Source organism: Flavisolibacter tropicus, assembly GCF_001644645.1.
GTDB lineage: Bacteria > Bacteroidota > Bacteroidia > Chitinophagales > Chitinophagaceae > Flavisolibacter > Flavisolibacter tropicus.
Genome location: NZ_CP011390.1, coordinates 819990 through 835508 on the forward strand (window position 1 = coordinate 819990; position 15519 = coordinate 835508).

At 39.3% G+C, this 15519-nt stretch carries 13 protein-coding genes and 1 pseudogene; 7 read left to right on the forward strand and 7 right to left on the reverse strand.

Annotated features, from left to right (window positions below):
• Nucleotides 1-45 precede the first annotated feature (45 nt).
• The 3 genes from SY85_RS03335 to SY85_RS03345 all read right to left on the reverse strand — a co-directional run bounded on the left by SY85_RS03335 (nt 46) and on the right by SY85_RS03345 (nt 4791).
• Nucleotides 46-2967, reverse strand: coding sequence for a GH92 family glycosyl hydrolase (locus SY85_RS03335; protein ID WP_066401801.1), 2922 nt, complete (start codon nt 2965-2967; stop codon nt 46-48).
• 1 nt (nt 2968) lies between these two features.
• Nucleotides 2969-3703, reverse strand: a complete 735-nt coding sequence (locus SY85_RS03340) for a copper homeostasis protein CutC (protein ID WP_066401802.1) — start codon at nt 3701-3703, stop codon at nt 2969-2971.
• Nucleotides 3704-3771: 68 nt separating this feature from the next.
• Complete coding sequence (locus SY85_RS03345; RefSeq protein WP_066401803.1) at nt 3772-4791, reverse strand: glycosylasparaginase; 1020 nt, start codon at nt 4789-4791, stop codon at nt 3772-3774.
• A 121-nt stretch (nt 4792-4912) separates the two neighbouring features.
• Between SY85_RS03345 and SY85_RS03350 the strand changes: the two genes are divergently transcribed.
• The 7 genes and pseudogenes from SY85_RS03350 to SY85_RS25840 all read left to right on the forward strand — a co-directional run bounded on the left by SY85_RS03350 (nt 4913) and on the right by SY85_RS25840 (nt 11232).
• Nucleotides 4913-5470 carry an NADPH-dependent FMN reductase gene (locus SY85_RS03350; protein ID WP_066401804.1) on the forward strand — a complete coding sequence of 186 codons (558 nt, stop codon included), beginning with the start codon at nt 4913-4915 and terminating at the stop codon, nt 5468-5470.
• Nucleotides 5471-5544: 74 nt separating this feature from the next.
• Nucleotides 5545-6399, forward strand: coding sequence for a pirin family protein (locus SY85_RS03355; protein WP_066401805.1), 855 nt, complete (start codon nt 5545-5547; stop codon nt 6397-6399).
• Nucleotides 6400-6479: 80 nt separating this feature from the next.
• Entirely contained in the window at nt 6480-6866 is a 387-nt protein-coding gene (locus SY85_RS03360; protein ID WP_066401806.1) for a hypothetical protein, read from the forward strand.
• A gap of 113 nt (nt 6867-6979) precedes the next feature.
• On the forward strand, nt 6980-7855 hold the full coding sequence (locus SY85_RS26075) for a CocE/NonD family hydrolase (RefSeq protein WP_250647451.1): 876 nt from the start codon (nt 6980-6982) through the stop codon (nt 7853-7855).
• Nucleotides 7780-8859 carry a CocE/NonD family hydrolase gene (locus tag SY85_RS26080; protein WP_250647452.1) on the forward strand — a complete coding sequence of 360 codons (1080 nt, stop codon included), beginning with the start codon at nt 7780-7782 and terminating at the stop codon, nt 8857-8859. Before SY85_RS26075 ends, SY85_RS26080 begins: the two co-directional genes overlap by 76 nt.
• Before the next feature lie 100 nt (nt 8860-8959).
• Nucleotides 8960-10386 (forward strand): annotated as a pseudogene (locus tag SY85_RS03370) (beta-N-acetylhexosaminidase); the annotation flags it as partial.
• A gap of 12 nt (nt 10387-10398) precedes the next feature.
• A complete protein-coding gene (locus SY85_RS25840; RefSeq protein ID WP_066401808.1) occupies nt 10399-11232 on the forward strand; it encodes a discoidin domain-containing protein in 834 nt (277 codons plus the stop codon).
• A 198-nt stretch (nt 11233-11430) separates the two neighbouring features.
• Here the strand turns inward: SY85_RS25840 and SY85_RS25575 are convergent, their stop codons facing one another.
• From SY85_RS25575 to SY85_RS03395, 4 genes are all read right to left on the reverse strand, one after another.
• On the reverse strand, nt 11431-11568 hold the full coding sequence (locus tag SY85_RS25575; protein ID WP_158512926.1) for a hypothetical protein: 138 nt from the start codon (nt 11566-11568) through the stop codon (nt 11431-11433).
• A 644-nt stretch (nt 11569-12212) separates the two neighbouring features.
• Nucleotides 12213-13433: an ABC transporter permease gene (locus SY85_RS03385; RefSeq protein WP_066401810.1), complete on the reverse strand. Its 1221-nt coding sequence runs from the start codon at nt 13431-13433 to the stop codon at nt 12213-12215.
• Between the two features lie 6 nt (nt 13434-13439).
• On the reverse strand, nt 13440-14186 hold the full coding sequence (locus tag SY85_RS03390; RefSeq protein WP_066401811.1) for an ABC transporter ATP-binding protein: 747 nt from the start codon (nt 14184-14186) through the stop codon (nt 13440-13442).
• Nucleotides 14187-14267: 81 nt separating this feature from the next.
• Complete coding sequence (locus SY85_RS03395) at nt 14268-15509, reverse strand: efflux RND transporter periplasmic adaptor subunit (protein WP_066401812.1); 1242 nt, start codon at nt 15507-15509, stop codon at nt 14268-14270.
• Between the last annotated feature and the right edge of the window lie 10 nt (nt 15510-15519).

Below are 15519 nucleotides of genomic sequence, written 5' to 3' on the forward strand. Positions count from 1 at the left end.
ATTCATGAGCCGTGCTTACCCATTTGGGCCAGGGGCTTGTGTAGTTTATCTAACAATAACTTCATCGATAAACAAGTGTGAGGGTTCGCTGGCGCTTTCATGCCAAGAAGGCAATTTACCGCCGGAAATAGCTTTTACTTTAATATAGCGCGCTTTTGTATTGACTTCAGCGCCTAATTCTTGAACTTGTATGGTTTCTAGTTGTTGATCTACTTTGTTGGTAGCCCGAGCTATTTCCTTATACGTCTTACCATCATCGCTACCATAAAAGATCACTTCTTTGGGATACATGATCCATGGACTTATATCCTGTAACACATGTACACCTACATAAGAAACAGGCTTAACCTTCTTCTGATCTACAATAGCTTCAAAGTCAGTATTAAAATAGCTTTGCCAGGCTCCTGTTTTCCAATTTGTTGTACCTTCTATACCATCAATTAAAGCTTCAGGTCCACCGCCAGTATACATAGGGTGTACTTTGCTTAAAACCGTAATTGATTTATCGCCCGGTACATGGTAAAAGGGCTGCACCACTTCCCTGCTCTTTACACCATTTCGTTCTGCATAAATATGTAATTCGCCAGACTGTGAAATGGGAAACGGTTTGGTGTACTTAACAAAACGTGAGCGGATGTTGGGCTGGATCCACATATAGTAGATATCCGTATTCGGCTCATAGGTTTTTAACTTCACCTGCAAGTTTTTCGTAAACTTGTTGGTAATCATGTCAAAGTAAGGAACAGCCACAATGGGTTCTGTTGTGATCTTTGATACCGGAACATCTTTATCACTAATACCTCTGGATTTTTGAGGTTGGCTGCTCATTGTAAAATCTAATTGCCCTCCCTTCATTACATCAGTATGCGAGATATAATTAGCCGTAAATGGCTTACCATTGAGACTGGTAGCTACTATATATTTTGCTTTAGATGAGTTATTCTTTGCATTGATAATGAAACTCTTACCGTCTTCCAGATTTATCTTTACTTCATCAAATAACGGTGATCCCAGATCGTAATTTCCTGAGCCTGGACACACTGGATAAAAGCCCATAGAGCTTAAAACAAACCAGGCGCTCATCTGTCCACAGTCTTCATTACCAATCAAACCATCCGGACTATTTTTATAAAACTCCGTATTGATCTGATGAATCAATTCTTGTGTGCGCCAAGGCATTCCTGCATAATTGAATAAGTAAGCCATGTGGTGACTAGGTTCATTACCATGTGCATATTGGCCAATTAATCCTGTTACGTCGGCTTGTTCTCTACCCGTTAATTTAGAAGCGGTCGTAAATAATTCATTCAGTTTTTTACCAAATGCTTGTTTACCACCATATAGTTGAATCAGGGTTTGAATGTCTTGCGGTGCTGCAAAAGAATATTGCCAAGAGTTTCCTTCTGTGTAAAAATTATTCACCTCGCGTGCATCAAATGGAGAATACCATAGTCCAGCTACTTTCCCGCGCATATGCCTGGTCTGTGGGTCAAATACGTTTTTGTAGTATTGAGCACGCTGGCTGTACGTTTGATAAACAGAATCGTTGCCTAACATTTTAGCAAACTGGGCAATACACCAATCATCATACGCATATTCTAATGTTTTAGAAACAGACTCATGGTCTTTTTCATTACTTAAAAAACCATTTTCACGATAATTTGCTAGTCCAAAGCGGTCGCTTTCAGCATAAGAACGCATAGCTTGTAAGGCCAACTGGGTATTAAAGCCACGAATTCCTTTTTGATATGCATCTACAATTACAGGAACAGAGTGGTAGCCGATCATACAGAAGGTTTCATTGCCACTTAATTCCCATACCGGTAGCATGCCACCGTTTTGATATTGTGCCAAAAAGGTGTTGATCCAATCGGTAACACGTTTTTGATTAATAATGGTCATTAAAGGATTGTAGCCTCTGTAAGTATCCCAAAGAGAGAACACAGAGTAATTGGTAAACCCATTTGCTTTATGAACTTTCAGATCTGTTCCACGATACTGACCATCAACATCCTGGTAGATATTAGGAGCTAAGAAAGTGTGATACAGTGCTGAATAGAAGATCGTTTGCTGGTCTTTAGTGCCACCTTTCACCTCAATCTTATTCAATTCTTTATTCCAGGCATCTTTGGCTGTTTGACGAATCTTGTCAAAGTTCCAATCTGTAATCTCAGTATCCAGATTGAGCTTGGCACCATCTGTACTAACGCCAGATATGCCCACTTTTGCCTTCACCACTTTATTGGAAGTGGTATTAAAGCGCACGAAGGCTTTGACATTGTTACCTTGTGCTATGGCGGTATTTACAACTTTGCCATCATCGCCCATTACAGCAAATTCCTGGATGGGTTGTTCAAAGCGGATGTAGAAATATAAGATTTGATTGGATGCCCAGGATTTACTGCGACGCAATCCGCGCAGTTCATAAGGACTTACTTTCTCTATATAGGATTCCAGCACCTGGTCGCGGTGTTTTAAATCGATCAATACAGCTCCGTCGTTGGTATTGGGCGCGAATTGATATTCATGCATACCACTTCTGTATGAGGTTGTCAGCTTTGCTTTGATGTTATCTTTATCCAGCAATACTTCATAGTAACCCGGAGATGCTTTTTCATTTTTATGAGAGAAAGAGGAACGATACTCTTTATTATTCCATTTAACCTCGCCACTGAATGGCATCATTAGAACATCGCAATAATCAGGAATGCCCACGCCACTTAAGTGTGTATGTGAGAAACCATAAATCACAGAGTCGCTGTAATGATAACCAGAACTACCATCCCAGTCGGCCATGCGTGTATCCGGGCTCAATTGCATCATACCAAACGGCATGCTGGCGCCTGGGTAAGTATGTCCATGTCCACCCGTACCAATAAACGGATTGACTAAGTTGGTGTAATCGGTTTGTGCTTGTGATGTCAATACTGATAAAGAAAACAGCAAGGAAAGCGAGAGTTTGTTCATACTATTGATATAATGCGTTTCGTAAGGCTTTTACTTCTTCTGGGTGAATACATGGGTTGATATAAGACTCTTCTGATGTAGCAAAGGCAGGATGAATAAATGTCATTTTTGTTTTGGTACTACTTCTCAAAGAAGAATGGAATTCTGTAGCGCCAGATTTTTCTGCCAGCAGCTTAATATTCTCTTTACGGACGCCGCTGCCTGGCAAAATAATAATGCGATCATCTGCGGCCTTCACCAGTTCTACCAAGGTATCCAATCCTTCTGTAACAGTAGGTTTCTGGCCAGATGTAAGTATACGCTGGCAACCGATATCTATTAATTGTTCCAAGGCTTCAAATGGGTCTGCACAACGATCAAAGGCACGGTGAAATGTTACCTCTAATGGATAGGCTGCATTTACTAAAGCCTCGGTATGTTTTACGTCAATGGCACCATTAGACAGGAGCATGCCTATGACAACACCATCGCAGCCCAATTCTTTACAAAGCTTGACTTCTTTGAGCATGATCTGGAATTCTTCCTCTGTGTAAAGGAAATCGCCTCCGCGGGGGCGGATGATGGGAAATAAGGTGGTATTGAATGCTTCCCTACATTGCCTGATAGTGCCATAAGAAGGAGTTGTTCCCCCCTCTACTAAGGCTGCACACAGTTCAATACGATCGGCACCGCCCTCTACAGCAGCCTTGGAAGTAGTGAAATCGGTTGTGGCAATTTCTATAATGTAATTAGTCATCGACAAATTCAATGATTGAAAGGTTGAATTGTTTTAGTTGGTAAAATTAAGATGAGGGCAGTTGGTTGTTATTTGTAAAAGCTTTCTGCGTGGAACACTTTAACGCCTGCATTGGACTGAACGGCCACTGAAAAGCCTTTTTGAATGGCATAGCCACCATATTCACCTTTCTTATTAATGGCAATAAAACCAACCTGCAGGTCTTTGGCCTTATCTCCTTTAATCTTCATAATGCGCTGCACGGCACCCTTGCAAGCCTCCTTGGGTGATTTACCCTGTCTCATTAATTCTACTACTGTGTGTGATCCACAGATGCGTACAACTTCTTCACCCACACCAGAAGATGTAGCAGCTCCTACCTCATTGTCAACAAAAAGTCCCGCACCGATGATAGGACTATCACCTACACGTCCGCGCATTTTAAAGGCCATACCGCTAGTGGTGCAGGCACCGCTTAAGTTCCCTGCTGCATCCATTGCCATCATGCCAATGGTATCGTGATTGTTTACCTGGCCCGGTATATTTTTCTTATTGCGCTCTTCTAAAATTTTGGGAATTGTCATCGGGTCGTAGTTAGCGTTCTTCAACCAGTTTTTCCAGGCAGCTTCACTTTCAGGAGTAAGCAAGTTTTCAATAGTGAAACCGTTTGCCAGTGCAAATTGTAAAGCGCCTTCACCAACCAGTTGAACGTGAGGTGTTTTTTCCATAACCAAACGAGCCACTTTTATGGGATGTTTAATACCTTCTAAAAACATTACGGCGCCACAATTGCTATTCTCATCCATAATACAAGCATCGAGGGTAACTTTACCATCTCTATCTGGTAAACCGCCATAACCAACACTTTGATCAGCGGGATCAGCTTCCGGAATCTGTACACCTGCTTCTACTGCGTCTAAAGCTCTACCACCCTTTACTAAAATCTTCCAAGCTTCTGCATTTGCTTTTACATTCGGCTCCCATGTAGAAATTACAATAGGATTGTTTTTTGTGGTCTTGTACCTGGTTTCAGCAAATCCATTTGAAGAAATCAATAGGCCTAAGGATGATAAAACAGAGGAGTTTAGAAACTTTCTACGGTTTAGCATGTTGATGATTTGTGCTAAAGGTAATATTTAACCTAAAGCAGACATTCGAACTGAGGAATGAAAATGGATTTATCTTTGAAGTTGTAACACCAAGAGTGCGTTAAACAATTAAAAAAGAATCATGAGGATAGAGATCATATCTGGCAGTCCCAATAAGAACAGTGTTACATACCGAGTAGCATTACACTTGCAAAAAGCAATAACTTCTTCAACTGGACATGAGGTAGGGATCCTTGATACCCGCGAATATCCATTGCCAGTTATACAAAAAGTGTTTGTATCTGTAGAAGCAACTCCAGATCCTTTTAAGCCATTAGCTGAACGCATGTTTGGTGCTGATGCTTTTATACTGCTTACCCCTGAATTTAATGGAAGCTATACCCCTGCTTTAAAAAATCTGGTTGACCATTTTCCCAAACAGCATCATAAGGCATTTGGAATTGTTACTGCGTCACCGGGTTCAATGGGTGGCATGCGGGCAGCCATGCAGATGCAGCAATTGGTATATGCCCTGTTTGGTGTCGGTTCTCCTTATATGCTAGTAACGCCACATGTAGAAAAGAAGTTTGATGCAGAAGGTAATTTGATAGAAGAAAGTTTTAGAAAAGCGGTGGATACTTTTATTCGCGAATTTCTTTGGCTGGCGAAAAAGTTGGTGAGTGAGAAAGTGGAAGCTTAATTACTATAATAACTATTGATTACTCATTATTGATTATTGAGTAAATTTCATGCTCTTTTTCAAATACTACTATTATGAAAGAGAAAACCGCTATCAGGCATACTGATCTACAGCATATGAGTGTGGGGCCCTTTAATGTAAAGCAACCTTTCCCTAGTGCTGGTATTGAGCAAGTGAGTCCCTTTCTATTATTGCACCATGCTGGTCCTGATGTATATGCGCCTGGCGCAATTAAAGCACGTTTGAGTCCTCATCCCCACCGTGGTTTTGAACCTGTGACCTTTCTATACAGTGGTAAGATACATCATAAGGATTCTACCGGTAGTGAGGGCTTTTTAGAGAGTGGCGATGTACAATGGATGACAGCAGGTAGTGGTATTATACATAGTGAGGGTCCATCAGTAGCTTTTGCCAACGAAGGCGGCACTATGGAACTGATACAACTGTGGGTAAATCTACCCCGTGATCATAAAATGACCACGCCAAAATACCAGGATATAAAGAAAGCAAGCATACCGGTTTTACAGGAGAATGGTTTTGAAATCAATATTGTTGCTGGAGAATATAAAGGGATAAAAGGCCCTGCTTCAACTTTTACTCCCATTCTTGCTTTGATGATGCATTTTACCGAAGGAGGTTTTATCACTGTTGACATTCCAACCGGTTATAATACTGTTGCCTATTTGTTAAATGGTAAAATCACTTCTAATGGCATTGATCTGGAGCAATACAATACTGCCATCTATAAACCAGATGGAGAGACTGTTACATTGTCTGCTCAAACAAATGGACAGCTTTTATTCTTAAGCGGACAACCTATAAATGAACCAGTTATATCGTATGGACCTTTTGTCATGAATTATCCTGGTGAGATCAAACAAGCCATTTTGGATTTTGAAAACGGAAAAATGGGTGTGTTAGAAAGCTGATAATTATCATTATTTATTTGAACGAGAGTTAGCCTTTTTAAGATTTGGGTGGAGTTACTTTGTGGTTTAAATCATAACCTATGTTTCCTACTATATCTATAACACAACTTCATTTGGAATATCAGCGTTGGATAAATGAATTGATCTTCTATAAAGAAGAGATTAACATGTTTGAAAACTACCTTGTAAAAATAGTCCGGACCAATAAGAGTAATGAAGTAGCTGTTGGAATTGAACATTTTCAAAATCAGTTTATACTACAAAAAGAGATCATTGATTATCTAAAACATGATTTGAAGATATCAGAAAAACAGCTGGCTAGTTTTGTGAAAGAGCTGTCTGGATTGGGTTTGGAGAATATAAGAATGGATAATCATGCAAAATTGCGGGAACGCATGAGAACCTTTAGAACCATTTTCAATGAGCTGAAAAAGGAATTTAGAGATTTTGAAGTAGAATGTCTCTAAAGGTAAAGTATACACTAAATACACACTTTTAATGCACAGGCTTTATACAAGCCTGTGTTTGTTTTATATACCCCATCCTTTTTCTCTAACTTAGGAGCCTTTAAATACCTAACATGAAAAAGTTGCTTGGGCTTTCTATTTGTTTAGTCCTATCTATTCTCTCCTTTGCACAAACGAACTCTCTAGATAGTGCATGGGTACGTGAAAACTACTATAAAATAGAACGCATGGTTCCTATGCGTGATGGTAAGAAACTCTTTACCGCCATTTATATACCTAAAGACACTTCAGAGAAACATCCAATACTAATGCGTCGTACGCCATATTCTTCGGCGCCATATGGTGAGAACAACTATCCGGATGCTTTTTGGAATAGTTACTACCGCCTTTATATGCGTGAAAACTATATTATGGTTGTACAAGATGTGCGTGGTAAGTTTATGAGTGAAGGTGAATTTGTGGATGTTCGCCCTTATAATACGACCAAGACTGGAACACAGGTAGATGAAGCCAGTGATACCTATGATGCCGTAGACTGGCTCATAAAAAATGTTCCCAATAATAATGGCAATGTAGGAGCCTTTGGAATCTCCTACCCTGGCTTTTATTCTACGATGGTTGCTTTAAGTAATCACCCAGCAGTAAAGGCAGTGAGTCCACAGGCGCCGGTTACAGATTGGTTTATGGGAGATGACTTTCACCATAATGGAGCCTTCTTTATTATGGATGCCTTTGCCTTCTATCCTAGTTTTGGTGCACCGCGTCCTGTCCCTACTTCAAAATCTGCTGCACCACGCTTTACTCCACTTGCGGATAATTACAGTTTTTACCTGCAAACAGGCGCTTTGAAAAATTTTGCCAAGTTAATGGGGATAGCATTACTTTCTGGAGGGATCTTTATGCACATCCTAATTTGGATGAGTGGTGGAAAGCACGCAATACAAGGAATTTTGTGCAGAATATTCCTGCAAATACAAATACACTTGTAGTGGGTGGATTATTTGATGCAGAGGATTGTTTTGGCGCCTGGAACTTATATAAGGCTATTGAAACTAAGGCAAAGAATAACAATAAAGTGGTTATTGGGCCATGGTTTCATGGCCAGTGGGGAGGCCGCGGAGATGGCAGTTATTTAGGAAATGTGAGATTTGGTTCCAAGACCTCTGAGTGGTATCAGAATAATATTGAAGTGCCGTTCTTTAATTATCATTTAAAAGGAAAAGGCGACCTTTCAAAGTTGGCGGAAGCCACTGTCTTTTTCACAGGTGAAAATAGCTGGAAGCAGTTCGATCAATGGCCTGTTGCTAATATGAAATCCCAAAACCTCTATTTACAAGCAAATGGAAAATTAGGTTGGAATAAACCTGCAACTTCCGCTTCTTTTAGTCAATATACCAGCGATCCTTCTAAGCCTGTGCCTTATACAGAAGATGTGCACCTGCGTCGTACAAGAGAATATATGACTGATGATCAACGCTTTGCTGCCAGACGTTCAGATGTATTAGTGTTCCAGACGGATGTGTTGCAAGATGATGTGACGCTTGGTGGACCTCTATATGCAGATCTATTTGCATCGTTATCAACAACAGATGCTGATTTTGTAGTTAAGCTGATTGATGTATTTCCTGATACGTTTAGTTATAAAGCACCCGCACCTAATGGCGTAGACTATTTCATGGGGGGCTACCAAATGCTAGTTCGCGGAGAAGTAATGCGTGGTAAATTTCGTAATTCTTTTGAGAAACCAGAGCCATTTACACTGGGTAAAGTAGAAAAAGTAAACTTTTACTTACCTGATGTGGCACATACTTTTAAAAAAGGACACCGTATTATGGTGCAGGTTCAAAGTAGTTGGTTTCCGTTAGTTGACCGTAACCCTCAGAAATTTGTAAATATTTATGAGGCTAATGACAACGATTTCCAGAAAGCTGACATCAAAATATATCATAGTAGCCAGTATCCATCAAGTATTGTTTTACCCATAATCAAGTAATATGAAACGAATAACATTTGCATTTTTGTTCTTAGTGCAACTTGTTCAAGCGCAACAGCATAAACAGCTTACACCACAGATCATACCACAGCCAGTATCAATGCAGGTAGGTAGTGGGGAGTTCAAGCTTTCCAAGAAGACCGTAATAACTGTAAGTGATGAGGAAGATCGTAAGGCAGCCAACTTTCTTAATGATTATTTGCAACAGGTTTATGGCTTAAAACTAGATATAGATAAGCAGGAAGGCAAAGATTATATACGGTTAGCTACTAAGAAGTTTATTAAGGCACCTGATAAAGACGCCTATTCATTAACTGTATCGAAAGAAGGTATAGCAATTAGTGGCGATACTTATAATGGTACATTTTATGGCGTGCAATCGCTTATTCAATTGCTGCCATCATTAAACGTTCAGCCTTTGATTAATTCTAATGAGGGTGTGAATGTTTCTTCCCTGCTTATTCCTTTTGTTACTATTCAGGATTATCCTCGATTTAATTACAGGAGTATGCATCTGGATGTGAGTCGTCACTTTTTTCCAGTATCGTATGTCAAAAAATATATTGACTATCTAGCATTTCATAAAATGAACTATTTCCACTGGCACTTAACTGATGATCAGGGCTGGCGGATTGAAATCAAAAAATATCCTGAGCTAACAACGATTGGTGGCTATAGAAACGGTACTATTATTGGCCGCTATCCCGGTACAGGAAATGATAACCTGCGTTATGGTGGCTTTTACACTCAAGATGAAGTAAAGGACATTGTAAAATATGCTGAAGATCGACGAATAGCGGTTATTCCAGAAATAGAGATGCCAGGTCACGCTTCAGCTGCTATTGCTGCCTATCCATGGTTAAGCTGTTTTCCAGACAGACCGACAAAAATTCCATCAAACCCATCTCCCACAAGTAAACAACAACAAGCAGAAGGAAAAAAGAAATTAGTGCAAGAAACCTGGGGTGTATTTGAAGATGTGTTTTGTGCAGGTAATGATTCTACATTCCAATTCCTGGAAAATGTGTTGGCAGAAGTACTTCCGCTTTTCCCATCTACTTATATCCATGTAGGTGGTGATGAGTGCCCTAAATCTAACTGGAAACAATGTCCGAAATGCCAGGCACGTATGAAAAAGGAAGGTTTGAAAGATGAACATGAACTACAGAGTTATTTCATACAAAGGATGGAAAAGTATTTAAACAGCAAAGGGCGTACTTTAATCGGTTGGGATGAAATTTTGGAAGGTGGCTTAGCTCCTAATGCCATAGTAATGAGCTGGCGTGGTGAAAATGGCGGAATAGAAGCTGCCAAGCAAAAACACCAGGTGATCATGACACCTGGAAAACCGGTTTATTTTGATCATTCACAAACACGTAATGAAGATTCTGTAACCATTGGTGGCTACAACCCCTTAGAGGCTGTTTATGCGTATGAGCCTGTGCCTGCAGCCTTGAATGCTGAAGAAGCTAAATACATTATGGGGCACAAGCAAACTTGTGGACGGAATATATTGGATATCCCAGCAAAGTGGAATATATGATCTTCCCACGTATGAGTGCATTAAGCGAAGTATTATGGAGTCCAAAAGAAAAAAGAAACTGGAAAGATTTTGAGAAGCGATTGCAAACACAGTTCAAGCGTTATGATCTATGGAAAGCCAATTATAGCAGGGCCTATTTTGACATGAAAGCCTCTATACTTCCTACAAAAGATTTCAAGGGAGTGTTATGGCAATTGCAAACAGCACAACCAGTAGGCAAAATAGAATATACATTAAACGATCGGTCTGCAACTACTCAATATAAATCGCCTGTAAAAATTAATAGTACTGGAAACTATGTTGCTTTCTATTCTAATGGTGGACCTATACTGAATACTATTCAACAACCTTTCTATTTTAATAAAGCAACTGGTAAGAAAATAACTATTAAAAGAAAGCCTGATGAAAAGTACCCTGGCCAAGGAGGAGCATTTGGTTTGGTAAATGGTATTTATTCTAATAAAGGATTAAGCTATTCAGATTGGTTAGGTTGGATTGGTGATGATCTGGAAGCCACTATTGATCTTGGAAGAACTGACAAAATAACGTCCGTAAAACTGCATACAATAGAACAGAATGGTAGCTGGATCTATTTACCAACTGCCATGAATGTATATGTTTCTAATGACGGAAAGAACTTTAAACAAGTTGGCGAATCTGCTACGTTTGAAAGCGACGTATTAACTACAGGATTTTTGACTGTATCAGTTCCTGCCACAACCACACGTTATGTGAAAATAGTTGTAAAGAATTATGGAATAATACCTGATGGAAATCCAGGTGCCGGAAACAAAGCTTGGTTGTTTGCAGACGAAATTCAAGTAAACTAATTATTACAGCAAGTATTTGTATAACAGTAGTTTTTACACATGCATTCTAATAAGATTTAAGTAGTAATAGTTAAGTCGACGTTTTTATCTAATTCAGTGACTTAACTATTACTTTTTTATAATCTTCTGTTTTACTGATTACTTAAATTTGATCAGAGCTATTAGCTGCGGTTTTTATAGTCAGATCGAGTAATAGAATTAAAACTCCATTTCTTGCATTGCTAGTTCTAATTGCAAGACTTTTCCATTGTATACTTCTTCTGCTACTATAATATCAGCTTCAGAAAGTTGACCGGTAAGTGAAATGGCTGAAGCATTGATTCTATAACTAGTCATTTCAATTGCTTTCTGGAACTTTACTAGATCTCCTAGTGTGTCGAATTGAATTGTTGTTTTGTTCATGATGACTTTGTAGGATAACTGGTTAACGGGGTTAAAAATTACTTATACTAAATTATAAACGCATTCTCTTACTTAAAAGTTGTTAAAGACATTTTAATAGCGCTATTATTTTATTAACACTAAGAATCAATCTATAACAAATTGATTTTCCGCTTAAACATAAACTTTAGAAAAGTTATTCAGGTTACAGGTAAAACCATTTCATCAGGACTATATATCATCAGGAAGTACGAAAAATAAAATACGAAATCCCAATACGATTATAGTCTCCTAACTGAAACAAGTATAGGTTCATATCAATTAAATAGGACTCTACACTTTTTTAAAATTTGAACAATATAAAGCCCCTGTATTAGAGGGGCTTTGGATTAAATTTACATAGGTAAAGACTAGAAGTACGTTTTAGCGTTTGTCTATAGGTATCAGATAATTCAATAGGAATTGGATATAAACGGGTATTTGTAAATTTATTTACACTATTGGTCCTGACCTATCAATTATTTAAGGCTTTAAGAGGAATTGCTTAATTGGGATTATCGAAGTTGATTGGTGTCAACCTGACGAATATGTTAAACTCATCACTCGTAGCGTAAGGCTTCTATTGGATCTAATCGTGACGCTTTTTGGGCAGGATAATAGCCAAAGAATATTCCTGTAATGGCACAGACCAAAAAAGATAGCCAAACAGAAGATGGGGCAACTAATGTAGGCCATTTGAGCAATATATTGATGAGCCAGGCACTGAGAATACCAAGACTCACCCCAATAATGCCGCCTGTAATGCTAATGAGTATCGCTTCTACTAAAAACTGAAGAAGTATATCTCGGCTTCGTGCGCCAATAGACATACGCAAGCCAATTTCTTTAATTCTTTCCGTTACAGATACATACATGATGTTCATAATGCCAATACCTCCAACAACTAGCGAAATAGCAGCTATAGCTGCCAATAATACAGTAAGTAACTGACTAGTAGAACTGAATGTTTGAATGAGCTCGGCTTGTGTACGTACAGTAAAGTCATCTGCATCCTCTGCTTTTAATCTATGTGTTGAACGAAGAATGGAAGTTATTTCTGCAGTAGCCTGGGAAGTACTTTTCTCATCTAAAGCTGAAGTAAATATGTTTTGAAAATAGAGGGAGCCAGTAATGCGTTCCTGTACAGTAGAATATGGCGTTAAAATAATATCATCCTGATCTTGACCGAAAGCATTCTCTCCTTTTTCCGCCAGAATACCTATAACACGAAATGGGATTTTATTGAAACGTACCACTTGTCCTAATGCTTCTTGCCCGTTTGGAAAAAGATTATCTATTACTGTTTGTCCCAACAAACAAACTTTACTAGCTGTTGTTAAATCTGAATTAGTAAAGGAGGTGCCTTCTTTTAGTGGCCAGTTCCGGATAGCTAAATAGTCATTACCTACGCCTTGAATAGTAGTGGGCCAGTTGTTATTGCCAACAATTGCCTGTCCTCGAGCAGAAGAGGCAGGAGAAACATAGCGTAGATGATGAGCCTGCTTTTTGAGTACGTCTACATCCTGTTGTGTAAGCGTTTGCAAATTGGAGAAATCGAGTCGTGCGCCTGCCGTAATATTGCTATTGGGCCGGATCGTGATCATATTGGAGCCCATTGTGGCTAATTGGTCTTGTATGCTTTTCTTTGATCCCTGGCCAATAGCAATCATAGCAATCACCGCACTGACGCCAATGATAATACCCAGCATAGTAAGGAAGGCCCGGAGTTTATTTCGTTGCAGTGCCTTAATCGCTATCCGTAATAGGTTAATTGCATTCATAGCTAATCAATAATCATCTAGTACTGGTAACGTAGCCAACATGTCCTTGGCTGACCGCACTTGTTGGTTTAATACATCTTTTATCATTCGGCCATCACGTAATGTTATTGTACGTTGACTAAAGGCAGCAATATCTGGTTCATGTGTAACAAAAATGATGGTCCTGCCTTGTCCGTTTAACTCTTGTAACAAAGCCATGATCTCGTAAGATGTTTTTGTATCTAGATTTCCAGTGGCTTCATCTGCCAGTATTATTACAGGTTCATTGACCAGGGCTCTGGCAATGGCAACACGCTGCTGTTGACCGCCGGAAAGTTGGTTTGGCAAATTGTTGAGGCGGGACTCAAGCCTTACAGCTTGTAATGCGTTCATTGCTCTTTCTTTTCTTTCTTTTGCAGAAACAGCCGAATTGTAATACAACGGTAATTGTACATTTTCCAGTGCGCTTGTTCGCGGCAGCAAATTGTAAGCCTGGAAGATGAAACCTATTTTTTTATTTCGCAGCATAGAAAGTTCATTTCGGTTTGACGAACCTACATTGATGCCATCTAGTAAGTAGATGCCTCCAGATGGTTTATCCAGGCATCCTATTATGTTAAGCAATGTGGTTTTACCTGACCCACTACTACCCATGATTGTCATAAATTCACCTTCATCTACGTCAAATGAAACATCCTTCAGTGCTCGCACTGTTTCTGCCCCCATTATAAATTCTCTTTTCAGGTTTTTTATTTCAACGATTGTTTTTTTCATCAGGTTATTAGTTTAAGATTTTCAACAAGGCTTGCATTACAATTTATGGCTGATTCCATAAATACGGTATTATGGATAAACTTACCTTCCGGTACGACCGCCTCTTGTAGGCATAAATGGGCTTCTTTCTTCTTTATTAGCCTTGTTGTTACCCTTATTAAGACGGATACCTGTGACTACAACATCTCCTGTATTTAAGCCATTTATTACTGCTTGCTGTACATCATTGGAAAGCCCTGTTTGAATCTGCTTTTCTAAAAGTGTATCACCTTTTTCTATCCATATATCCGCTGCATTATTCCCTGATTCACTATTCTTACTACTTTTTATATGACTATTATTGAAGGTTGCTTTTTGTTGCGTGGTATGAATGACCAATGGTACAATGCGATATTTTTTTAATTGTGAAGGATCAGGGGTAAACTGAGTTGCTAATAGAGGCACTAGCAGTACATGATCCTGCTCCTGGGTTATAATATTGATGTTGGCTGTCATGCCGGGTTTTAGCTTACGACTAGCATTATTGACCTCAATAATGGTTGTATAGGTAACCACATTGGCTGTTACCGCTGGCTCCAATCGTATCTCTTGCACCATTCCGTAGAAGGTTTCATCCGGATAGGCATCTACTGTAAAACTTGCCTTCTCTCCTTTTTGTACAGAACCTATATCTGCTTCATCGACTGATGCTCTGACCTGCATTTGTGTAAGGTCATTGGCGATACTAAACAAAGTAGGCGTATTGAAGCTTGATGCTACTGTTTGGCCAACACTAATATTCCGCGATAAGACCGTTCCGTCAATAGGCGAATAAATGTGGGTAAAAGAGAGATTTTTTTGTGCTTCTGACAATTGCGCCGCATTACTATTCAGATTATCCCCTGCCGCCTGGTACTGGTAAGTAGCTGTTTCCATATCTGCTTTGCTTATTGCGCCTGCATTGAATAATTCCAGCTGCCTGTAATAGTTAGCTGATTGGTACTCCAGATTGGATTTTGCTTGTTGGTGGTTAGCAGCTATCTGGCGTTCCTGAGATAAAAGCAATACAGGATCCAGATCTGCCAGTAATTGTCCTTTTCTCACTACCGAATTAAAATCTACGTAAATGTTTTTGATTGTACCAGATACTTGTGCACCAACAGCTACCGTATCTACTGGCTGCAATGTGCCTGTAGCTGTTACTGTTTTAGATATACTTCCAAAGGAAGGTTTGGTAGTAAGTAATATGGTGTTATTTTCATTCTTTTTAAAGAGTGTTATCCCTGAAAGCGTTACCACAGCAAGCGACAAAACCATCCAGACAACTAACCTATGTTTTTTCATAACAAATGCT

What these genes read in the sequence shown, in the direction of transcription:
- SY85_RS03395 (WP_066401812.1), bottom strand. Translation starts at nt 15,509, where the DNA reads ATGAAAAAACATAGGTTAGTTGTCTGGATGGTTTTGTCGCTTGCTGTG.
- SY85_RS03360 (WP_066401806.1), top strand. Translation starts at nt 6,480, where the DNA reads ATGTTTCCTACTATATCTATAACACAACTTCATTTGGAATATCAGCGT.
- SY85_RS03355 (WP_066401805.1), top strand. Translation starts at nt 5,545, where the DNA reads ATGAAAGAGAAAACCGCTATCAGGCATACTGATCTACAGCATATGAGT.
- SY85_RS25575 (WP_158512926.1), bottom strand. Translation starts at nt 11,568, where the DNA reads ATGACTAGTTATAGAATCAATGCTTCAGCCATTTCACTTACCGGTCAA.
- SY85_RS03350 (WP_066401804.1), top strand. Translation starts at nt 4,913, where the DNA reads ATGAGGATAGAGATCATATCTGGCAGTCCCAATAAGAACAGTGTTACA.
- SY85_RS26075 (WP_250647451.1), top strand. Translation starts at nt 6,980, where the DNA reads ATGAAAAAGTTGCTTGGGCTTTCTATTTGTTTAGTCCTATCTATTCTC.
- SY85_RS03335 (WP_066401801.1), bottom strand. Translation starts at nt 2,967, where the DNA reads ATGAACAAACTCTCGCTTTCCTTGCTGTTTTCTTTATCAGTATTGACA.
- SY85_RS03340 (WP_066401802.1), bottom strand. Translation starts at nt 3,703, where the DNA reads ATGACTAATTACATTATAGAAATTGCCACAACCGATTTCACTACTTCC.
- SY85_RS03390 (WP_066401811.1), bottom strand. Translation starts at nt 14,186, where the DNA reads ATGAAAAAAACAATCGTTGAAATAAAAAACCTGAAAAGAGAATTTATA.
- SY85_RS03385 (WP_066401810.1), bottom strand. Translation starts at nt 13,433, where the DNA reads ATGAATGCAATTAACCTATTACGGATAGCGATTAAGGCACTGCAACGA.
- SY85_RS03345 (WP_066401803.1), bottom strand. Translation starts at nt 4,791, where the DNA reads ATGCTAAACCGTAGAAAGTTTCTAAACTCCTCTGTTTTATCATCCTTA.
- SY85_RS25840 (WP_066401808.1), top strand. Translation starts at nt 10,399, where the DNA reads ATGATCTTCCCACGTATGAGTGCATTAAGCGAAGTATTATGGAGTCCA.